Source organism: Myxococcus sp. AM011, assembly GCF_013372595.1.
Lineage (GTDB): Bacteria > Myxococcota > Myxococcia > Myxococcales > Myxococcaceae > Myxococcus > Myxococcus eversor.
Genome location: NZ_JABXEM010000143.1, coordinates 1 through 22,322, shown reverse-complemented (window position 1 = coordinate 22,322; position 22,322 = coordinate 1). Strand labels below are relative to the sequence as shown.

General features: G+C 67.5%; 16 protein-coding genes and 1 tRNA gene. 12 read left to right on the top strand and 5 right to left on the bottom strand.

The genetic code is table 11. From position 1 onward, the window contains the following. Positions 1 to 175 precede the first annotated feature (175 nt). Complete coding sequence (locus HUW62_RS27115) at positions 176 to 2,122, top strand: ABC transporter substrate-binding protein (protein ID WP_176436043.1); 1,947 nt, start codon at positions 176 to 178, stop codon at positions 2,120 to 2,122. Between the two features lie 123 nt (positions 2,123 to 2,245). On the opposite strand, the gene HUW62_RS27110 is transcribed toward HUW62_RS27115, so the two are convergent. After that, positions 2,246 to 3,085, bottom strand: coding sequence for a serine protease (locus HUW62_RS27110; RefSeq protein ID WP_176436038.1), 840 nt, complete (start codon positions 3,083 to 3,085; stop codon positions 2,246 to 2,248). 710 nt (positions 3,086 to 3,795) lie between these two features. Between HUW62_RS27110 and HUW62_RS27105 the strand changes: the two genes are divergently transcribed. After that, positions 3,796 to 5,184 (top strand): hypothetical protein, encoded by a 1,389-nt coding sequence (locus HUW62_RS27105; protein WP_176436037.1) that lies wholly within the window; start codon positions 3,796 to 3,798, stop codon positions 5,182 to 5,184. Positions 5,185 to 5,372: 188 nt separating this feature from the next. Here HUW62_RS27105 and HUW62_RS27100 read toward each other — a convergent pair whose 3' ends face one another. Then, a complete protein-coding gene (locus HUW62_RS27100; RefSeq protein WP_368670488.1) occupies positions 5,373 to 6,050 on the bottom strand; it encodes a hypothetical protein in 678 nt (225 codons plus the stop codon). 65 nt (positions 6,051 to 6,115) lie between these two features. Then, a complete protein-coding gene (locus HUW62_RS27095) occupies positions 6,116 to 6,712 on the bottom strand; it encodes a glutathione S-transferase family protein (RefSeq protein ID WP_163862544.1) in 597 nt (198 codons plus the stop codon). Between the two features lie 123 nt (positions 6,713 to 6,835). Here HUW62_RS27095 and HUW62_RS27090 point away from each other — a divergent pair, with 123 nt between their 5' ends. Further along, on the top strand, positions 6,836 to 7,717 hold the full coding sequence (locus HUW62_RS27090; RefSeq protein WP_255203660.1) for a LysR family transcriptional regulator: 882 nt from the start codon (positions 6,836 to 6,838) through the stop codon (positions 7,715 to 7,717). Positions 7,718 to 8,475: 758 nt separating this feature from the next. Here the strand turns inward: HUW62_RS27090 and HUW62_RS27085 are convergent. Continuing rightward, a tRNA-Gly gene (locus HUW62_RS27085) sits at positions 8,476 to 8,548 on the bottom strand. Positions 8,549 to 9,199: 651 nt separating this feature from the next. Between HUW62_RS27085 and HUW62_RS27080 the strand changes: the two genes are divergently transcribed. The 9 genes from HUW62_RS27080 (at position 9,200) to HUW62_RS27040 (ending at position 21,645) form a co-directional block, all read left to right on the top strand. Next, positions 9,200 to 11,281: a M36 family metallopeptidase gene (locus HUW62_RS27080; protein WP_176436036.1), complete on the top strand. Its 2,082-nt coding sequence runs from the start codon at positions 9,200 to 9,202 to the stop codon at positions 11,279 to 11,281. A 140-nt stretch (positions 11,282 to 11,421) separates the two neighbouring features. Next, positions 11,422 to 12,885, top strand: a complete 1,464-nt coding sequence (locus tag HUW62_RS27075) for a cytochrome-c peroxidase (RefSeq protein ID WP_176436035.1) — start codon at positions 11,422 to 11,424, stop codon at positions 12,883 to 12,885. A gap of 126 nt (positions 12,886 to 13,011) precedes the next feature. Then, positions 13,012 to 13,899, top strand: coding sequence for a hypothetical protein (locus HUW62_RS27070; protein ID WP_176436034.1), 888 nt, complete (start codon positions 13,012 to 13,014; stop codon positions 13,897 to 13,899). A gap of 30 nt (positions 13,900 to 13,929) precedes the next feature. Beyond that, positions 13,930 to 14,286: a hypothetical protein gene (locus tag HUW62_RS27065; protein WP_163862533.1), complete on the top strand. Its 357-nt coding sequence runs from the start codon at positions 13,930 to 13,932 to the stop codon at positions 14,284 to 14,286. A gap of 71 nt (positions 14,287 to 14,357) precedes the next feature. Then, a complete protein-coding gene (locus HUW62_RS27060; RefSeq protein WP_240356110.1) occupies positions 14,358 to 14,609 on the top strand; it encodes a hypothetical protein in 252 nt (83 codons plus the stop codon). A 153-nt stretch (positions 14,610 to 14,762) separates the two neighbouring features. Further along, the gene (locus tag HUW62_RS27055) at positions 14,763 to 19,664 is read left to right on the top strand and encodes an alpha/beta fold hydrolase (RefSeq protein WP_176436033.1); all 4,902 of its coding nucleotides are present in this window, start codon (positions 14,763 to 14,765) and stop codon (positions 19,662 to 19,664) included. A gap of 223 nt (positions 19,665 to 19,887) precedes the next feature. Further along, complete coding sequence (locus HUW62_RS27050; protein ID WP_163862527.1) at positions 19,888 to 20,361, top strand: hypothetical protein; 474 nt, start codon at positions 19,888 to 19,890, stop codon at positions 20,359 to 20,361. A gap of 249 nt (positions 20,362 to 20,610) precedes the next feature. After that, entirely contained in the window at positions 20,611 to 21,006 is a 396-nt protein-coding gene (locus HUW62_RS27045) for a hypothetical protein (RefSeq protein WP_163862525.1), read from the top strand. Positions 21,007 to 21,096: 90 nt separating this feature from the next. After that, positions 21,097 to 21,645 carry a hypothetical protein gene (locus tag HUW62_RS27040; protein ID WP_176436032.1) on the top strand — a complete coding sequence of 183 codons (549 nt, stop codon included), beginning with the start codon at positions 21,097 to 21,099 and terminating at the stop codon, positions 21,643 to 21,645. A gap of 298 nt (positions 21,646 to 21,943) precedes the next feature. Here HUW62_RS27040 and HUW62_RS27035 read toward each other — a convergent pair. After that, positions 21,944 to 22,322, bottom strand: a 379-nt coding sequence (locus tag HUW62_RS27035; protein ID WP_176436031.1) for a transposase, incomplete at its 5' end; no start/stop codon positions are given.

Below are 22,322 nucleotides of genomic sequence, written 5' to 3'. Positions count from 1 at the left end.
CCCCATCTTGGATCGCTCCACGCGGATGGCTCCAGTCCCTGGCCAGGAACGCCGTGCCGAGGGGGGCCAGGGGCCCGCTTTGCGACACGGATGAAAGCACGGGCCCGGGTGTTGGGGTGCTTGACACCTGGACGCCGCGAGGAAGTGATGCGGCCCGATGCGGAGAGAAAACGTGATGCGACGCTGGGGGTGGGTCTGTGTGCTGGCCGCGACGCTGGTCGCCTGCAAGGACGACAAGCCGAGCGAGGTGCCCGACGCGGGGCCCGTGGTGGAGACGGGGCCTTCGGCCCTCACGGAGCAGGAGCCCAACGAGCGGCCCGAGCAGGCCCTGGAGCTGACTCGGGACAGCGTGGTGACGGCGGACCTGGCGGCCCAGCCGAACAAGGCGGACGAGGACTGGTATCGGCTCGCGCCCCCCGCCCCCCGCGTGGCGGACGTCACCGTGTCCGGGTTGCCCGGCGGAGACATCACCCTGGAGGTCTATGACCGGGACCGCAACCGGCTGGCCTCCATCAACAGCGAGGGCGATGGCAAGCCGGAGCGCTTCCCCAACCTCTACGTGGAGGGTGAGCGCTGGCTGCGCGTGGCCCCCGCGCGCAAGGGCGTGGGTGGGGCCTACACCCTCACCGTGAAGATGCGCGCCGCGAACGACGGCGAGGAGCACGAGCCCAACGACAGGGCGGTGGACGCCATTGCCCTCCCCCTGGGCCAGACGGTGACGGCGTTCCTGGGCCACGCGGGCGACGAGGACTGGTACCGGGTGGAGCTGCCGGAGACCGCCGCGCCCACGAACGCGCCCGCGGCGAACGACGCGGACTCGGGGGCCGGGGGCACGGCGCCCCAGGGTGCCTCGGCTCCGGGTGAAGCGCCCGCGGAGGGAGCGACGCCGCCTCCGAGCCCCGGGCCTGGCGCGGCCACGGGGACGCCCGAGGAGGGCGAGGCTCCGCTGGAAGCGCCCCCCTCCCCCACGGGCACGTTCGGTGGGGGTGAGCCTCCCGCCGCGCCGGCTCCGGAGACGGGCGTGGCGCAGGTGACGGACGCGGGAGTGGCGGCGCCTCCGCCCGAGCCTCCCTCGGTGGCGCTGAAGATCGACCTGTCAGCGGTGGAGGGCGTGCGCCCGGAAATCTCGGTGCTGTCCGCGGCGGAGGCGCCCCTGTTCTCGCTGCGTGGCAAGGAGGGCGAGGCCCTGTCGCTGCGCAACATCGGGGTGCGTGCGACGGACCGGGTCGTCTACGTGGTGGTGAAGGGCGGCTGGACGGGGGCGGGCAAGGAAGCGCGCCGCACGTTCAACGCGGGCACGCCGTACACGCTGACCGTGACGCAGGAGGAGGCCGGGGCGAACGCGGAGCTGGAGCCGAATGACGAGCTCTACAAGGCCACGCCGCTGACGGCCGGTGGGTACCGAGAGGGGTTCCTGGCGCCCAAGGGAGACGTGGACCACTTCGTGCTGCGCACGACGGAGCCGGTGCTCGCGAAGGTGGAGCTGACCGGCGTGGAGCGCCTGGACCTGGTGTTGTCCATGGTGGAGCCGCCACAGGGTGACGGGCAGCAGGAGACGGTGCTCCTGCGAGCCAATGACGGCGCGCTGAAGGAGCCCGAGCGCCTCAACAACGTCGCGTGCAATGGCAGCTGCTATTTCCGCGTGGAGGGCGCGTCGCGCAAGGTGGAGGGCAAGTGGGTGAAGGACTTCGAGAACTCGGAGCAGCCCTACCGAATCACCGTCACCACGGTGCCGGACAACGGTGGTGAGGAGCGAGAGCCGAACAACACGGTGGAGCGCGCGCAGGAGCTGACGCTCGGCAAGGCGGTGCGCGGCACGGTGTTCCCGGTGAAGGACACGGACTACTACCGGGTGGACCTGTCGGACCGGCCGGTGCGCACGCCGCTCAGGGCGACGCTGCTGGGCATCCTGAAGGTCGACGTGGGCCTGTACCTGCACCGCGTGCAGCCGGATGGGAAGCTGTCGTTGGTGCAGACGGCGGACCGCGCCAAGGGAGACCAGCCGGAGAGCATCCGGTTCAGCGCGGAGCCCGGCGTCTACATCTTCGAGGTGCGTGACGCGAAGAACCGCGAGGCCAACTTCCAGGACTCGTACCAGCTCACCGTCGAAGAGGGCGAGTAGTCGAGGAGCGCGGAGCCATGTCGGCGGAAGGGATTCGAACCTTCGACCCCAAGCTTGGGAAGCTTGGGGTCTCCCGTTCGACGGAATCCAAGGAGTTTACTTGGTGACGCGGCCCGGTGCCCGTTACCCGGTGAAGGAGCGAATCCAGGGCACGTACGTGAGCACGTCGGTGAAGACCGTGTACGAGTCGCAGGAGTAGCCACGGCCCCAGCTCACGATGCCGCGCAGCACGCCGCCGGCGGCCAGCGGGCCCCCGCTGTCACCGTGGCAGCCCCCCTCGATGCCGTTGGCGTAGCCCACACAGAGCTCGAAGTTGGGGTAGAGATTGCGCAGCAGGTAGCCGTCGCAGGCGGAGACGGGGTTGTTGGGCAGGTTTGCGTACTTCAGGCTGTTGGACTGGCCGCTGCCCGCGAACGTATTCCCCCAACCGCTCGCGGTGAGGTAGGTCAGCGGCGCCGTGTCAGTCGGCAGCGCGAGCGGCAGCACCGCGTAGTTGAACGCCAACGGTGAGGACAGCAGGATGACCGCCACGTCGTGCACCGGCGCGTTGCCCGCGTAACCGAATGCCGGGTGGTACGCGTAGTTGACGATGGTCCGCGCCTGCTCGGTGGACTCGTAGGTGTTGATGATGTTGTCGCCCGCGACAACCACAATCGACTGGGGGCTCACGCCGACGACGCAGTGGGCCGCGGTGACAATCCAGTTCGCGTTGACGATGGTCCCACCGCAATAGTGACCGCCATTGACCAGCAGGCGGACCTGGTACGGGAACTGGTTCTGGTAGGCATAGGCGCCACCGATGATCTCCTGCTCCGCCTCACCCACGGCCGCGTTGGCCTCGGGAGCAGGAGTGACTTCGGCCGGAGGCGGAGTCTGCTGGGGGTCCTGCTGGGGCTCCACGGGCACGCCACAGCCGACGAGTCCCGCCGCGATGAACCCCGCGAACAACCTCTGCCGCTTCATGGTGTCTCCATTTCGGGCCATGGGCCCAGGAATGCCACGGAGGACAAGGCACACACTCACGTCGTGGCACCGCCCCGAGATGCACAAGCGGAACCGCCCTCCGCGGCGCGAGGTCTGTAAGGCAAGCCTGCCTTTGAGTGCAAGCTCTTGCAGGGGCGCGGGATTTTCGCCATGAGGGCGTCTGGATTCACACGCGATTGATTTGCCTTTTCCGCGAAACCAAGACGCGACATGTCGTCCAGCAAACCATTGCATGACTCCAGACGAAAATCGCATCCTGCGGCGCCTGATGGACGGCCGCGCGGTGTTGAGGCACAAGACAGCCAGCGGGCGCATTCCCGTCGGGTGCCCTCCGCCCGTCAGTCGGAATGGCCGCACGCGCCTCGGACAGCGTCGGCCAACTCACCCACGGGCGGCAGCAACCCATCCATAGCGTTGGCTGAGTCAGCAGGACGTTCGACTTCGACGTGCTCGCCTGCGTGAGGTGTGGAGGCAGGCAGCGGGTCTTGCCTTACGTGAAGGGGCCACCGGAGTGCGGGCGATTCTGGAGCACCTGGGCTTGCCCACGGCATGTGCGAGGTCGGCCCCGGAACGAGGTCCGTCCTCCGAAGGCATGTACCCCGGTGTCGTCACACGGCTGAGACATGCCGCGTCACGCTTGCGTCAGGCGCATGTGCTATCCCCCGGAATTCTTCACCTGGAGGAAACGCATGAATTTCCGCAATTTCGCACTCGCCTGTGCGCTGTCTCTCGGAGTCACGGCCTGTGGCAGCACGGCCCCCGACGAGTCGCCAGTCGTCCCTGTCGAGGAGACGGGTGTCTCCACCGCCGCGGCGACGGCCACCCGCATCTACGCGTACGAGCCCACCGGCACGCACGAACTCAGCTTCGAGACGCTGGGCACCTTCGAAACGCGCAACAACCGCCGCGTGCTCGTGATTCGAGGCACCACCAACCGCTACATCAGCGATGTCTTCAGCTTCGTGCCGGATGACGCCTTTGGCACGGCGAGCGTCATCAGCGAGCGGCGCTTCGAGGTGGTGCTGGAGGAGGGCCACGAGCTGAACACGATGCTCTCCGGCCTGCCGCTGCTGGTCTCCATCGACACCTTCACGGGCTCGCCGACGCGGTACTACGCGCAGATCATCCTCGCGCCCCGCTTCTTCGACTTCCGGGGGCCGAACTCCATCTCCGTCTTCGAGAACGTCGACCCGGTCTACGTGCGCAACACGGCCGGCACCGAGGCCCTGATGTACCGCGGCCGGGTGGACTCGGCGGCCACGTCGCTCACCGTCACCGCGCCGGACGGCGTGCCGACGGTCTCCCGCGTGGACGCGGACACCTTCAACCTGGACTGGCGCTACCCGGCCGTGCACCAGGCCGTGGACCCGCACACCATTCCCCTCACCTTCACCGCCGCGCTGTACACCGGCGCCGTGGTGGACGAGACGGCGCGCCTCGTGGTGCGAGTCACCGGGCTGGCCATCAGCACCAACGACGACCCGTACAACACGTGGCCGTCCCCCGCCTGCCAGCCGTCCGTCTACAACTGCTACCACTCGAAGCCCGCGGGCACGCTGGACTTCAGCTCGTGCGGTACCTACCGCCAGGTGCAGCGCTGCACGTACGCGAGCGCCTGCGAGGTGCTCCCTGGCCAGCCGATGTCGCTCACCGAAATTGGCTTCCCGCCCCCGGCGCCCGCCCTCCAGGCGCCCGCCTCCGACGCCTTGGCCACGACGTGGTACGGGTGGGTCGGCATCGACGCGTACAGCACCCCGGAGTGCCCGGCCACGCCGGTGACCATCCAGGCGGTGGTGGACCACCTCCACGAGACGACGCAGGTAGTGCCGCCGTTCGATTGGGGCGAGGCCACCGACCGCGCCGGCCTGGTGGTGGACAACTACTTCTTCGACGCGAGCAGCTCCCCGCTGCTGGCCGCCATCGACACGTTCGCGGGCGGTGGCCCCATCCAGGCGTGGTTCGCCTGGGAGGAACTCCCCTGCAACAACTGCCACAGTTACGCCGAGTACGGCGTCCTGTACTACCCGAACAGCGGCAAGGTCATCTCACTGAAGAGCTACCACGGCTACGACTGGTGATGAGCTCCCGCCCGGGCCGCCTCCAGTGGCCCGGGCAGGCCTCCTCCAGGGAGCCGCAGCGGCCTGCCTTTCCGCGCGAAGGCCCACCTGGAGGACGTCCGGTGAAGTCGCATCGTTTTCGTCCGCTGTGGGCTGTGAGGGAGGTGAGCCCGACGGTTCGTCACTCTTCCCACGCCCAAACGCATCCGTCAGTCGGTATCGCCGCGCGCGCCCCGGACAGCATCAGCCAGTTCACGTACGGGCGTCAGCAATCCATACATCTCGATGGGGGTGCGCGGGACGGCAATCACCTCCACCGTCAGGACGCCGTTCTCGATGGCGAAGGTCTCGAAGACGCGGGCCAGGTCCAGCAGGGGCCGCCGCATTCCCGCGCCGAGGAGGAAGGCGCGGGCCTTGGGAGTGACGTTCCTCAGGTCCAACGCGTTATCAAGGCTGGCATCTCCAATATCCTCGTCTTTCACGCCGAACAGTCTGAGGAACGTGTCGCCCAGCGTCTCGGGCCGGATGGTCACCTCGCGCGGAAAGCCATCACCCAGCCCGTGCCGGATGATGGTGACGATGTGGAAATGCCTGCCGAAGCCCCGGTGCTCGGTCTCCACGGTGATCGTCCGCCCGGCGTGGCGGCCCTTCATCTCCATCGTCCCCGCGGAGTACATGAACCCGGGCTTCGCGACGAAGGACCAGCCGCGAGTGTTCGCGAAGTCCTGCCAGGTCTTGAGTTGCTGCTTCCAGCGCTGCCAGCGGACGTAGCCGATGAGGCTCGCGACCCCAAGGCCGACGCCGAAGACGCTGGAAAAGATGCCCATGTGTATCCCGCTCATTCCCGTGAGCATCCCTGTTCTGCCCGTATCCGCCAACCCCTCCACACGCGCATCCCCCCGGACGGGACGCCGCGGGGCGACCCTCGATTCGAACGGAGAGCCCTGGGCTGTCATCCCGCGACGGCGCGCCTGATGGCGGGGCGCCGGGTCTGGCACACGACGTAGTCGACGAGCCGCGAATGTCTCTCAAGGAGCTTCATCGTGTTCGCCAGGTGAAGAATCGACGCCAGGACCAGGTCGGCGGCGGTGAAGGAGGCCCCGGCCACGAATTCCCTGCCGTCGAGCCGGGTGTCGATGACGGTGAGCACTTCATCAAGCCGGGCGAGCTGCTTCGAGAGGTCGGCCTGGTGTTCGTCGGGCAGTTGGGCGTTCCGGTACTGCTCCAGCACCAGGGGTTCGAGCGTCACCTCGGCGAACAGCAGCCATTGAAGGTAGGGACCGCGCTCGCTCGACGCCGGGGGTGGTGCCAGACGCTTCTCTGGAAATCGGTCGGCCAGGTAGAGGCAGATCGCCGGTGATTCGAACAAGGTGACGTCTCCATCCACCAGGACAGGGACCTCTCCGAATGGGTGCAACGCCAGATGGGCCGGTGTCCGGTTCTCCTGCTTCGACAGGTCGAGTTTGACGAGCTCGTAGGGGACTTCGAGTTCCTCGAGCAGCCATCGGGGACGCGTCGCCCGGGTCCGGGGCGCGAAGTAGAGCTTCATGTGAGCACTCCTGCGACGGGGTCATCGGGTGCCACCATGCGGTCCGGGCGACTGTTGGACAATGCGCTCGCATGCTGACTCTTTGTCAGGCTAGCCTTGACGATGATGATTTCACCGGCCGACATGGTTCTCTTCGCGGCAGTGGTTCGCGAAGGCAGCTTCAGCGGAGCCGCGCGGCAGCTCGGCATCACGAAGCAGACCACCAGTGAGCGAATCGGGAAGCTGGAGAAACAGCTCGGGGTGCGACTCCTGGAGCGGACCACTCGGCGGCTGCGCGTCACGGGTTCGGGAGCGGTGTACTTCGAGCGCTGTTCCGCCATCGCCGCGCAGATCGACGAGGCCAACAAAGAGGTACAGCAACAGCAGGTGGAGCCGGTCGGTCTGTTGCGGGTGTCCTCGCCGGTGCTCTACGGCCGCCGCTACCTGGCTCCGGTGGTCTCGAAGTTCCTCGGACGCTATCCCAAGGCACGGATTGAAGTGGTGCTGGCGGATCGCCGCATCAACCTCATCGAGGAGGGACTGGACCTCGCGATTCACATCGGACCACTCGACGACTCATCGCTCGTCTCGCGCAAGCTCGGAGAGGCGCCTGTCTACTGCGTCGCGAGCCCTGGGTATCTGTCGAAGCATGGAGTGCCGCGCGCCCAGGACCTCGCCTCCGCCCGATGCGTCGGCTTCAGCGCGTTCGAGACCTGGCAGGTCATGGGGGTGAAGTCGCGGATCGACCCGGTGCTGATTGTGAATGACCTGGAGGTCGCGTGTGAGGCGGCCCTGGCTGGAGTCGGAATCGCGCGCGTTCCGGCGATCCTCTGCCGAGATGCCGTGCGTGAGGGTCGACTGAAGGTCGTCTTCGGTCCCAAGCCAGCGATGGTGAGAAGCGTCTACGCCCTCTACCCGAGTCGGCTGAACCTCCCCGCGAGGGTCCGGCTCTTCGTGGATGCGATGGCGACCCTGGTCGAACCCATGTTGCCTCTGCACGGACCTTCGCGGCGAAAGCGCTCGTGATGGGGCGCGTCGAGTCGTCAGTGGGCGATCCATTCGCCTGCATAGATGAGCCCCCAGTCATGGGATGTACCGGACCTGGAGAAGGCTCATGGATACACGTCACCGGCATCGGAAGAGGCCAGCGCCGAGAATATTCCGGGCACGCCGCTGAATCATCCGATGCGCCTCACGACAGGCGCGGCGCAATCCCCCTCGCATCGAAATGACAAGCAAGCCCGTGTAGAATGACAAGGCTGTCCATTCCATACCGGGAGTACACACATGAAGCCGTCTGGAATCATGTCGGCGTTGTTCGTCGGTCTTTCACTCATCGGGTGTGGTGGAGCGGAGTTGGAGCCCACTCCCGTCATGCCGCCCGAGGAGGTGGCTACACATTCCCAGTTCGCGACCTGCATCGCGATCTGTAACGGCAATGCCCCCTCCGTGTCCTGCTCCGGCGCCACATGCTCCTCCACGAATGGCCAGGGCGTGACGTGTGATGGAGTGTTTACTGCCTGCGCTCCACCCTCCTGCTCGGGCCTCCCCGCATGCGGCGACTACGGGAACCAGCCCTGCTTGCGGAGGCAGGTGGGGACGACGATGGCGTGCTGCACAGCGTCCGGGCAAGACGCGCTGATATGTGGGCTCAGCTCCAACTCGCCCACGGGAGCCCGGTGGCTCTACTTCTGAGCGAGCCAAGCTGAAGAGCGGCCCGAGGCCCGGAAACACGAAGGCCGGTAGTCCCGAGTTTCCTCAAGAACTACCGGCCTTTACGAGTGAGCGGCGGAAGGGATTCGAACCCTCGACCCCGAGCTTGGGAAGCTCGTGCTCTACCAACTGAGCTACCACCGCGAACCAACGAGGCCGGATGTACCGCAGGCCCCAGCGAGCGTCAAGGACGTTGCCAGCGCCCTGCCCTCTGACGTGTCGCGGGCAACACCCTCCGCCCGGCCATGGGGACTCCGCCCCTCACGTGCCCCGTGGCGCGCCCCTCCCGCGGTACCGCGGACCCGCACACGCGGCGTGACCTCGCCGCCGCCGCCCGGCGGCTCGGACGGCGAGGAAGTCACCTCGCGAATCGCTCAACGCAATTCAGATACACATGTCTTCGGGAAACCCAGACGGCTCAGCCCCGGCACAGTCCACGTCGCATCCCTGAACGCAGGTACCGACAAACTGAGAAGTTCGGCTCCGGCTGTCCATGCCAGACAGGGTCATCCCGCACCCTTGAATCTGACACAGCAGGCCACGGCTCCGAGCCGGACACCCGGTTGGTAGGAATCACCCAGACGCACCAGGCCAAAAACAGCTCACATCCAGCCCCCCTCCGAGAGGTCGTCCCGCACCCGCGCGTCAAATACTGGGAGCCCCCACCACAACTACAATTAAACCAAATTTTTCATATATTTCGGATCATTTGCATTAAACTAGGAATACGTGTTTCCTCGCACGCCCAGTACCGCCCCGCACAGGGGCGGCTGACCCGCAGCGCAGGAGCACGACATGTCCGTAGGTGCATACCGAAGGCGACTGTTCCAGGCGGTGGTTTTCACGGCGACCCTCTCCGGGTCCACGGCGCTCGCAGTGGCGCCGGAGTCCGGCGGCGAGCGGCATTTCGATGCCCGTACCGCCTACAATGCGCAGGCGCGATTCGGCTTCTCGACGGTGCAGAAGGCACACGTCGCGGCGCTGCGCCAGGCCATCCCCGACCTTCTGGTGGAAGTGGACGAGTCGAGCGGCCTCGTCCGTTCGCTCACCAACCCCGTGGGCGCGCTCTCCGGTCCGAGCAGCGGTGACCCGATGGCCATCGCCCTGGACTTCGTCCAGAAGCACCACGAGGCGCTCGGCCTGGGTCTCAATGACCTGGCGAACCTCGAAGTCACCGACCGCGTCTTCTCCGACGTGAGCGGCGCCACGCACCTGTACCTGCGGCAGACGTTCAAGGGCCTGCCCGTGTACAACGCGCAGTTGCAGATCAACGTGGGCAAGGATGGCAGCGTCCTGGGCGTCCACAGCGACTTCCTGCCCTCCATCGAGTCCTCCATCTCCGGCGTGGAGCCGCGCCTGAGCGCTGGCGAGGCCGTCGCGGGCCTGGCCCGGCACCTGGGCGTGAGCCTGCCGAGCGCCCCGCGCTCCCTGAAGGCGGAGTCCGGAGTGAAGCGCCGCACGGGCGTGGAAGTGGATGGCCTGTCGCGCGAGCCCATCGTCGCGGAGCTGGCCGTGCTGCCCATGCGCCGGGGCGAGGCGCGCCTGGTGTGGCACTTCCAGGTCCACACCCTGGACTCGCAGCACGACTACGACGTGACGGTGGACGCCAGCTCCGGCGAGGTGTTGACGCGCCTTGACTGGGTGGCCGCGGATTCCTACCAGGTCTATCCGGTGCCGGTGGAGAGCCCCAATCACACCACGCCCCTTCCCCCCGCGGACGGCCGCACGACGGTGGCCAACCCCGCCAACGCCACGGCTTCACCCTACGGCTGGCACGACACCAACGGAGTCGCCGGCGCGGAGTACACGATTCCGCGCGGCAACAACGTGCACGCGTACGAGGACCGCGACGCCAACAACGCCCCGCCCACCACCGGCCAGCCGGACTGCGGCGCGGCGATCAACTGCGTCTTCCCCATCAACCTCTCCTCCGCTCCGTCCGCGTACATCCCCGCGGCCGTCACCAACCTGTTCTACTGGAACAACATCATCCACGACGTCCAGTACCAGTACGGCTTCAACGAAGTGGCCGGCAACTTCCAGCAGAACAACTACGGCCGCGGCGGCGCGGGCAACGACTACGTGCAGGCCGAAGCGCAGGACGGCAGCGGCACCAACAACGCCAACTTCTCCACGCCCGCGGACGGCAGCCGCCCGCGCATGCAGATGTACATCTGGACGGCGCCGACGCCGGACAAGGACGGCGACCTGGACAGCGGCATCATCGTCCACGAGTTCGGCCATGGCATCTCCAACCGCCTCGTCGGCGGCCCCAGCAACGTGTCGTGCCTCGGCAACCGGCAGCAGCCGGGCGAGGGCATCAGCGACTTCCTCTCGCTGTTCTACACGGCGCGCGTCGGTGACACGGCCAACAAGATTCGCGGCGTGGGCACCTACGCGCTGAACCAGGCCACCGACGGCAACGGCATCCGCACCCAGCCGTACACCCTGGACTCGACGCGCAACACCTGGACGTACGCGAGCATCAACGGCATGGCCGTTCCGCACGGCGTGGGCTCCGTGTTCACCCAGGCGATGTGGGAGGCCTACTGGGCCCTCGTCACGCAGTGGGGCTTCGACTCGAACCTCTACAACGCCAATGGCAACGCCGGTAACCAGCGCATGATGCTGTACTTCACCGAGGGCCTGAAGCGCACCGCTTGCAGCCCGACGTTCACCCAGGTGCGTGACGGCATCATCAGCGCCGCCACCACCCTGCACAACGGCGAGGACGTGTGCCGTCTGTGGAAGGCGTTCGCCGCCTTCGGCCTGGGCACCAACGCCGTCTCCGGCGGCTCGGCCAGCACCACGCCGACCAACGGCTTCGCGCTGCCCACCACCTGCCCCGCGACGTTCGACGGCGAGACGCGCCTGTAATTCCTGACACACCGACGCACCGGACCGGGGGCCTCTCTCACGAGGGGCCCCCGGTTTCTTTTTCGCGGCGGACGGCCGGGTGACACTCGCGGAGGCCTCGGGTGTTTCGTGGGGAGTTCCACACCCCTGGAGACATCCCCATGATTCCCACGCGCCTCATCGCGTGTCTGACCGGTGCGTTCGCACTGGGCGGACTGACCCAGTGCACCCCAGCGGCCCCGGAGCAGGACCCGGTCGACGGCACCCAGGGCACGGCTCCCGAGCTGGAAGAGGGCCAGGCCTCCCTTCATCACGGCGGCATGGGCAAGAGGCTGTTCAGCCAGGCCTTCCCGAACACCAACGGGCGCTCATGCGCCACGTGCCATGTGCACGAGGACAGCACGGCCCTGCGTCCCGAGCACGTCCGGGCCCTGTTCGCCTCGAATCCGGCGGACCCGCTGTTCAACCGCATTGACGCGGATGACCCGAACGCGGCGGTGCCCACCTACGAGCACCTCCAGAAGGGGCTCGTCCGCGTCGTCATCACCCTCCCCGCCAACATGGACGTCATCGACGTCCAGGGACACGTCGTCACGCCAGGCGACCGGAAGATTTCCGTCTGGCGAGGCGTCCCGAGCATCCAGGACCTCGCCCTCACCGGGCCGTTCTTCCAGCTCGACGGGCGCGAGTCGAACCTGGAGGACCAGGCCCAGGCCGCCATCACCAGTCACAGCGAGGGAGCCGCCGTGCCTCGCAACCAGCTCCGGCAGGTGGCGGACTTCCAGCGAGGGGAATTCACATCCGCCCGCGCGCGGTTCGTCTCGGACTTGAGCAACGCGGGAGTGCCGCTCGCGAGGATTCCCCTCCCCGAGGACTTCATGTGGCTCACGCCCCAGGAGCAACGAGGTCGCGAGGTCTTCAAGGTCGGCTGCGAGCCCTGCCATGGCGGCCCGACGCTGAGCCGGATATCAACGCCAGCCATGCGGGAGCTCGCCTCCCATTTCCCGGTGACGAAGGCCGATGGCAACGTCCTGTTCACCCACGTCCCCGGAGCGGGCCCCGTGCCCATGCAGGCGCCGCGCTCGCCGCCGGACATCCTGAACATCGGGTTCGCGAGCTTCTCCTACCTGGGACAGGTTGGCCTGTTCCCCGCGCTGTTCAACGCGGACCTCGAACTGCCGCGCTACCGGTTCCGCTTCTATACGGACGGCACACGCCAGCACCCGGTGACCGACCTTCCTCCCATCCCGGTGACGGCCAGCGGAGCGCCGTATGATCCAACTCCCGCGGTGGATGAGAGCGGAGCGCCCATCGTCGGCCCCAATCTCTTTCCTCAGTGGTTCTCCACGGACCCTGGCCGGGCGCTCATCACCGGCAACCCGCTGGACTTCGAGGCCTTCGACATCCCCACGCTGCGGGGCATCGCGCGGACGGCGCCCTACTACCACGACAACAGCAGCGGGAGTCTGGAGGACGTCGTGGACATCTACAGCCAGTTCGTCCTGCCCTTCACCGCGCCCCTGAACCTCCCACCCGTCCATCCACCGGAGACCCCGGGCGGACCTCCCGAGTCCCTCAATCCCACGCAGAAGCAGGACCTGCTGCGGTTCCTCCAACAGCTTTGAGCGGAAGATGACACGGTGCGGGGTACCCCGCACCGGCGCGCGGGCGGGCCTGCATCCCGCCTGACGCAACTTCTCTCCCCCACCCGTTGATAATTGGAAAAGTCCTATTTCCAGGGGGAGCGCCACATGTCCATTTCTTCCATCGGCCGAGATCTCATCGGAGGCATCACCCGGCGCCTCGGGGTGGACGGAGCCGAGCCGACGCGAGCGAAGACCGAGACGGCGTCTGGGACGGCCTCCGCTCCCGCGGCGCGCGCCCAGGTTCCAGGATGGGATGGCAGAGACAGCTTCGAGGCCTCCCGGACGACCGCGACGGCGACGCCAGAGCCCGGCGGCGCGACGCGGCCGGACCTCGCCCAGATTCAGCGCGACTTCCAGACGGCGGACGACTCGGTGGTGAGCTGGAGCCCGAAGGCGGGCGGCCTCATTCCCATCCCTTTCGCGCCTGAGTACGACGTCACCGCCACCGAGGGGCGGATGCTGGACGGGCTCGCGGCCTCGAACGGGCTGCTGGGTCTGAACACCTTCAACAACATCAAGGACCAGGCCCTGGAGACGTCCTCGCGTCTCTATCCGACCACGGGCACGCCTCCAGGCCATGTGCCGGAGGAGCGGGTGGGCGAGTGGCGGGGCCAGGACGGCCACCGCGACGCCTTCCGCCATGCCTACTGGAACGCGCTGATGACGCGTGAGTTCGGCGCCGAGTGGACGCAGCAGTTCGCCACCGCCCATGAGGGAATGCCTGGCAACCCGGCGGACCGCGAGGCGATGGACCTCTACAACAACCAGGTCGGCCGGCAGATTGCCCTGGACAACCCCAACGCGTCCCCCGAGGAGCTGGCCACGCTGGTCCAGCAGGCCGTGACGGACGGGAAGATGGTGCTGTTCGACCAGCGGGGCCAGTTGCAGTGGAGCGACCGCGTTCCAGTCAATCAGCACGGCCTGTCGAATCTCGTCCCAGGCACGGGAGGGCAGCCGGTGCCTGGTGGAGATGTGTACGCCGACCCCTACTGATAGGTGACAGGCACGCGGAGGATGAGGAACATGCGGCGCTGGACGTGGCTTTGCGCCGCGTTGCTCCTGCTCACAGGCCTGGGGGTCTACATGATGTCCACATCGCGGAAGGGTGCCTTCGATTCGGAGCAGTGGAAGGCACAGCGGGGCAGTGGCGCGGACAAGAATCCGCGCGTCGGCATGGTCGTCGAACTCAAGCAGAAGCACCTGCGCGAGGGCATGAGCCGCGACGACGTGCACACGTTGCTCGGAGAGCCGGAGCAGCGGCGAGGGACCAGCGAGGTGTATGAGCTGGGCGTGTCGCCCGTCGGCGTCTCCTACGAGTCCTTCGTCATCGACTATGACGCCCAGGGCCGCGTCACGCAGTACCGCGTCACCCGGAGTTGAGGCGCATCAGCGCGCGTGCGAAATTGGCGATGCATCACGACCAAGGAGCGCACGTGCGAAGACTTGTCGGAATGGTTCTGGCCGTCGGACTGCTGGTGGGTTGTGGCGTCAACGAAGAGGACGCGGGCCTCCAATCCCCACCGGTGAGCGACCCCCAGGGCGACGTCGAGGCGATGGCCTGTAACGACTGCGGTTGGCTCTGGGTGCGGTGTATGTCGCGCGCCCAGACTCCCGAGGCCGAGCAGGAATGTGACGCCTCGCGCCTGCTCTGCGAGGAAACGTTCTGTCCTTGTCCCGGACTGGGCTGCCCCAGCGGCTCATAGGGGTTTCCGCGTCGCACGTTTGTCCCGCTGGGCAGTATCAGCCCCATTGCCTATCCATTCTCCCCTCAGCCTTTTCCGAGGGGGGAGTACATGCAGGGACTGTCGACACTGGACTCCGAAGCGCGGGCCGCGGTTCGCTCCGCTGTGTTGAGAATGCGAACAGTCGCGGACTGTGTCGTCACCCCGCATCCCCGCAATGAGCAGAAGGCCCCGGGAGGCTTCCTGATACATGTGGCCTCCCGGGGGCCGCTGACCGAACAGGCGGTCATCGAGCACATCCGCGCCACGTGTCCCCCGCAGGTTGGCCCGCTGCACGTGGTCCTGGTCCATGCCATCCCACCTTCGCGCCAGTTCCTCTCGCGGGAGGACTCCGGCCTCGCGGTGCTCGACGACACCCTGGTCGACACCTGCCAGCGGGTGGTCGACGGTTTGCTGGGCTCCGGCCAGTTCCAGGTGTCCGTCGCGGATGCGGGCCACACGCCCGAAGCCCTGAGGCTCCGACGCGCCCCAGCCGATGCGCCGACGTCCGACACCCTCACCGACCCGGCCGCTTCGATGGCTCGAGGACATTCGGCTGCGGCTCCCGCGCGACTGGCCATCGCCGATGGTGGCCCGGCCCGCTCGGGAGCGGAGCAGACGCTGACCGATGTCCTCCTCGCGGCCGTCGAGCGCAGCCCGGAACAGCGAATCATCCATGTCGAGGCGGACGGCGTCGAGCGGACCGACACCTACCGCGACCTGCTCTCGCGGGCCCTGCGCGTCGCGGGCGGACTGCGGAGCGCGGGGCTAAGACCTGGCCAGGCGGTGCTGTTCCAACTGCCGGGGACTCGCGACTTCATCACCGCGTTGTGGGGCACCCTCCTCGCGGGCCTGGTTCCCGCCCCCGTGGCGACTCCGGCCGAGTACGCCGAGGGAATTCCAGGCGTGAGCAAACTCCTGGCAGCCTGGCAGGCACTGCACGAGCCCTGCATCCTCACGGATTCATCCAGGCTCGCGTCGCTCCACGCGTTCGCCGCGAACAACGGCCACACGGTGACGGCGGCCTCCGTCGACGACCTCATCCGCCACGAGCCGGTGGCGCCCTATCGCGACGCATCTCCCGATGACGTCACCCTGCTGCTGTTCACCTCGGGCAGCACGGGCACGCCCAAGACGGTGCCCTTGCGCCATCAGTCCATCCTCACCGAGGCCCGTGGCTCCGCATGGGTGAAGCGCACGGGGCCTGAAGACGTGTCCTTCAGCTGGATGCCGCTGGAGCACGGCGGCAGCATCGCGATGATGCACATGGGGAACCTGCTCTCCTCCTGCACGGAGGTCCATGTCCCCATGCAGCTCATCCTTGGTGAGCCCCTGCGCTGGCTCGGCTGGATGGAGCGCCATGGCGCCACCCTGAGCTGGGCACCTCACTTCGCCTTCGGCCTGATTGTCGGAGAGCTGGGCCGCCAGAAGAGCGCGCGCCGATGGGACCTCTCCCGGGTCCGGATCCTGATCAACGGTGGAGAAGCCATCTCCTCCAGGACCGCCCGGGAGTTCCTGCGCGCCCTGGCGCCCCACGGCCTGCGCGACACCGCGATGTGGCCGGCCTGGGGCATGTCGGAGACGTCGTCGGGCGTCACCTACTCCACCGAGTTCAACCTCTCCACCACGTCCGACGACGACGCCGTCGTGTCGCTCGGGCAGCCCATCCCCGGCGTGCGACTGCGCATCGTCGACGACACGGACCGCGTGCTCCCGGAGGGCGAGGTCGGCTCCCTCGAGATACAAGGGCCCTCGGTGCTGCGAGGCTATGTCGACAACGACGCCGCCAACCGCGAGTCCTTCACCGCCGATGGCTGGTTCCGCACTGGCGATCGCGCCTTCCTCCGCGAGGGCCGCCTCACGCTGACGGGCCGCACCCGCGACACCATCATCATCAACGGCGCCAACCACTTCGGCCACGAGATTGAAGCCACCGTCGAGGAGCTGCCCTTCATCGACCGCTCGTACACTGCGGCCTGCGCGGTCCGCCCGAATGGGGCATCGACGGATCAGCTCGCCCTCTTCTTCCACCTGCTGCCGGGGACGAACGAGCAGGAGGCCTCGCGAAGGATTCGCGCCGCGGTGGCCAGGGGCCATGGCGTCAATCCCGACCATCTCGTCGCCGTCGACAGGGAGGACATTCCCAAGACGGACCTCGGCAAGATTCAGCGAACGCTCCTCGCCAGTCGATACGCGGCGAAGCTCGCGTCAGCGGAGCCACGGGCGGACGCGAACCATCGCCTGCCCGCGTGGTTCTACCGGCGCGCCTGGCATGCCGCGCCCCTCGACGCCGACCCGCACGGCGAGGAGCGGAGCGCGACGGTCCTCCTCATCGAGGGCGACCCCCATCTCGGGGAAGCCCTTCGCCAGGAGCTGGACGGTCGCGAACAGCCCCATGTCACCGTCGTCCCGGCGTCGACGCCCGGGCTCGTTCGCGAGAGCCCTCGCGTCTACCGACTGGACACTGAGAACCCGAGCCACCTCCTCCAGTTCCTCACGGAGCTGCGCGAGGCCGGGCTGCTGCCTCGACACATCCTCCACCTCGCCGCGCCCTCCCCGGTGGGAGTCCCGGAGTCCTTCGAGGCACAGCGCGAGGCGTGTCTCCGCGCTTGTGGCTGGCTCGTCCCGCTGCTGCGGGCACTCGACGCCTCGCGCCCCGAGCAGGTCCTGCTGCGAGTCATCGCCACTCATGGACAGCGCGTCCTCGCTGACGACCCGGTCGCCGTGCACCACGCTCCCGTTCGCGGTCTGCTGGCCACCGCCCAGCTCGAGCTGCCCTGGTTGCGCGCGAGCCACCTGGACCTTCCAACCGGAGCCCCCGACGCCAACGCGCGCCGCATCCTGTCCGAGGTGGATGCGCTCTGCGTCGAGCCCGGGGTCGCCTGGAGGGACGACGGTCGCCATGTCCTCCGGATGGAGCCCACCCATCCCGGGGGCGCGCTCATCGACGCCCCTGGGTTCGAAAGAGGAGGCCTCTTCGTCCTCACGGGAGGGCTCGGCCATCTGGGACGGCTCGTCGCGGAATGGCTCGTCACCCGGTACGACGCCCGCGTGCTGCTGCTCGGTCGCACCCCCGAGGCGTCCCTGCACGAAGCGTCGCGGACAGCGCTCGCGTCGCTGCGCGAGCAGGGCGAAGTGCTGTATCGATCCCTCGACGTCGGGGACTCGGACGCCGTCCGGCTCGCCGTCGAGCACGCGGAGGCGCGGTGGTCGCGTCCCGTGGACAGGATGCTGCACCTGGCGGGGACCTACGAGGAGAAGCCCCTCCTCGAGATGACTCGCGAGGACCTGGCCAACGCGCTGGCCCCGAAGCTCGCGGGCGCATGGAGCCTGTGGCGGCTCGTGAAGCACAGGCCCGGCTGTCGCCTCATCCTGTTCTCCTCCGCCGTCGGCGCGGTCGGCGGCGCGCTCCAGGGCGCCCATTCCGCCTGCAATGCCGCGCTCGACGCCTTCGCCGAGCAGTGTCATGCCGAGAGCCGCCACGCGGCGCTTCCTCCTGCCTGTCACAGCATCGGTTGGAGCTACTGGCGCGGTGAGCGCACCGCCGACCTGGAGGTGACGGGCCAGGCCGTGGCGCGCGGCCACGCGCTCATGGAACCCGCGCAGGCGCTGGAGTCGCTGCCCATCGCCGCCGCTTCGTCGGATGCCGTCAGCTGGGTCGGAGTCCTCCCGGGCGGACATCACCTTCGCTCACGACTTGCCGGGCCTCCCCGCGCCGTGCGTCGCGTCTTCGCCCGAGGCCCAGCGCCGTCCCTCGATGCCGCGAGAGGCGCGCTCGCGCGGATTCGCGTCGTGGATGTGTCGGGGCTCCCCGTGGCGATGACCGTGGCCGAGACCACCGACATCATCGCCCCGGCGACCAACACCACGGACTCGGTCCGAAGGGTGCGTCGTCTCTTCGCCGAGGTCCTCGGCCAGCCCGACATCGGCGCCGACGACGACTTCTTCGACGCCGGAGGCAATTCCATCCAGCTCGCCCGACTGCACCGGGCCCTGGAGACGGACCTCCAACGCGAGGTCCGTTGGGCCGACGTGCTGCGCTGCCGCACCGCCAACGCCATCGCGCGCCTCCTCACGGGCGAGGAGGCAACGGAGACGAAGTACCTGACCTTCCAGGGCATCCGCTACGCCTACCGCGTCGTGCCGGGTCCCGAGCAGCCCCTCATCGACTCACCGCTGCTCATCATCAGCGGCGCCTTCCAGGACATGTATGCACTGCCGAAGCTCGAGCATCTGCTGCACCCGCTTGGCACGCTCATCATGGCCGACCTCCCCGGTTCCGGCGCGGCGGATGACCTGTCGTCGGAGCTCGGCTTCGACTTCCTCGCGGACTGCCTGGAGCACCTGAGAGTCCATCTCGGCGTGCCCCGGCTCAACGTCATGGGCATCTCATACGGGGGCTCGACCGCCTACGAGTTCGCGCATCGCTACCCGGAGAGCGTGGACCGCCTCGTCCTCGTGGGAGCCGCATTGGAGCTGCCACGGGACTCCGCCGCCCGGGTCGACGTCCGCGCCGAGCAGATTCTGGAGGGACAGCTCGACGCCTTCGTCCAGGGCCTGGTCCGAGCCACCATGAATCAGGACCCGCGCAACCACGTCCGTGAAGCGGAAGCCACCCGGGTGCTGGTGGAGAAGGCCTTCTATGCGGTCACTCCGCGCGAGGCGAACCGATACGGCGCCGTCCAGAACCGGCTGATCGCCAAGGCTCGAGACCCCAGGCTCCACATCCTGGATCGCCCCACGCTTGTCTTCACCGGCGAGTTCGACCCGCTCACGCCGCCGGAGCACGTGCGAAACCTGGCGGAGACGATTCCCGGGGCGCTGTTCACCACCATCCGCGAAGCCGACCATCTGGTCCTCATGGAGCGGCCTGAGGAGATGGCCGACCTCGTCAGCCGATTCCTCCAGGACCACGACCTCTTCCAGCTCGACTACATCTCCGCCATCGAGTGCCCCACCTCCCGGAATGGTGACGAGGTCGAGACCGTGCCACTCGAATCCTCCCGAAAGGATTTCCACGACGGCGCATCTGCTTGACGTGTCTTCACCCGAGACAGACGACCACGGACGCGGTGATACTCGACCGCGCGGTCTCCCGGGACTCCCCGGGGCGCTTCACACCTACGGCTGACATTGAAACAGGCATCTGAGACTAAAAACGTCACAGCGAGTTCTGTCTTCACTTGAGGTGCCGTCTGTCATATTGGGCCGCCGGGCGCTCCCACGAGCGCTCCATCCCAATCAACCGACAGAGGTCTTCATGAAGACGATGGCTGGAATTTTCGTGGTGTTCGCGCTGGTCCTGACGGGTTGTGAGCCCGCCCCCTCCGAGGCGCAGACGCAGGCAGTCGAGGCCACGCCCTCCGAGGAGACGGGCCAGCAGGAGTCGTCGCTCGCGAGTGGCGACTGCACGGTGAGCTTGAAGTGCGCGAACGGCGCGACGGCGTCCTGCAGTGGCACGCTCAGGCGGTGCTCCATCGATGACACCGGAGCCGATCGGGTGTGGTGCGACGACGTCGCCTATAACTGTTTCATCACCATCCCCACCTGTGGTTGTGGTCGGGACAACTGCTGCTCGGAGGTCTGCCTCCAGGACCCGGACTGCGGCTCGTGTGTTCCTGGCCGGACCTGCACGTCGAACTCCCAGTGCGGAGGCACCATGGCGGGCCGGTGCAACACCGTCACGAACAAGTGCTCCTGCATCATCGGCGTGGACGGCGAGCGCGCGGACTGAGCCGGTCAGCACGGTGCCCTCCTGAATTCAGGAGGGCACCGCCCAGCAATTCCCAAGCCATCGTGAACACCTCGGATGGGCTTGTTGCGTGACGGCCTTTGTAACCTCTCATGTCACAGCTCGGGTGGGATTGTGACCTCCGGCGATACACGTCAGACGGGGTGCCTAGGGTTCGCGTCACCATGAGGGCAGCAAAGCCATCCATGGATTGACGGCCCATGTGGGCCACACGCATGAGGGGTTGTATCAATGAAGAAGCGAGTGATGGGCCTGGGAGTGGTTCTGGCGGTCCTTGGTGCTGGCGGCACGGCCTGGGCAGGTTACCGGGACAGCATTCCTGTCGTCCTCGACAGCGCGAATCGCACCTTCTACGCCAGCATGGGAGGAGCGCGGAACGCCACCGACTCCTGGTCGTTCGTCGAAATCGTGTTCGAGAGTAACAGCGTGGTCGGCGAGCGCGCGCTGGTCGCCGCCCGGAACTCCTCGGCACAGATGGGCGTCTGCATCACGTCGTCCGCCGCCCACCTGGCGGCGCTGAGGACCATCACGGAGGACGGGTATCTTCGCGTGTCCTGGGATGCGAGTAACAACTGCACCTCCGTCGAGGTGCGTGCGACGTCCTATCTGGACATGAGGACTCCGTAGTCGTCACCGGTCCGTCGCGCCTCCCGCACGCCACGGGGAGGCGCGACGGGCGTTCGCGGGTGGGGCGCCTTCACCGACCCAGAGGTTTTCATGAGCATCCGTTCGACTGTCTTGTCTCGCGTTGGCATCCCGCTCCTGGCGGCGTTGGCGGGCTTCGGCTTCGCCCAGGCCTTGACTCCGAATCCAGTGAACGGGGAGTTGATGAGGCGGCTCGAGCGGCAGGACGCGCGGATGGAGGCGCTGGCACGCAGGCTGGAGACTCAGGCGGCGAGCCCGCCTGTCGCTCCCGGCCCCAGGGCCATGGTGGGCATGGACCTCACGGGGCTTCGAGGAGAGCTCCGCGAACTGCTGCGGGAAGAGCTGCGCACGGCGATGGCCTCTGTCGCCGACGGTCCGGTCCCAGAGAAGGCGCCGACGCCACCACCGCCCACGTCGGAGAACGTGGCCGCGTTCGAGAAGGTCGACCGGATGGTGGAGGACAGCCTTGCCTCCGGAAGCTGGGGCCGCGCACAGATTCAGGAGCTGCGGATGTTTCGGGGGCAGATGACGGATGCGCAGTACATGGAGCTGGTGCGCAAGCTGCTGACGGCCATCAACAGCCAGCAGCTTCGGGTCGAGGAGCGCGGTTCGCCCATCTGACGGCCGCGCTGGAACATCGCGGTCGACGCATGGGCCCCTTGAGCCTCAACACCACTTGGCCTGGCGTGGCCTTCCGTCTCCGCGCTCGACCACGCACACCGATTCAATCCAGAGCACTTGCCATCTCTATCTGGTACTGCTCGATTTGCGTCGACGACGGACTCCAACGAAAGGAGCCCAGCGCCAGGAGGGCTCCGCATGCGGTCACTTCCCCTATTGCTAGGAGTCTGTGGCGGTAACGGATTGAGGGGCGAGAGCGGACGAGGCAGGAGGCCCGCCGCTCGATTGCGGCGGATGGTTACTGCCCAGCCGTCGCGCGGAAGAGCTTGAGGAGGTTGTGGGTGGCGCAGATGAGCGCCCACTCCTCCCGGGCCGCATTCAAGCCTCGTCGCAGCAGGGCACGGATGCCGCGTGCCTCTTTGATTTGTCCGAAGACGGGCTCCACAATCGCCTTGCGCATTCGATACACCTCTTTGCCTCGCGTCGTCGCCAGCTTCCGGGCCATCCGCTCCTTCGGGGTGAGTCCCGCGGGCGGACGGCCTCTGACTTTCGGTGGCGCGTCCCCATGCTTCTGGCGGCCGGTAGCGAGGTATGGCTCGACGCCCACCGACTCCAGCCAGTGGACATTCTTCGCGGAGAAGTAGCCCGCGTCCGCGCTCAGCTTTCGAGGCACCGCT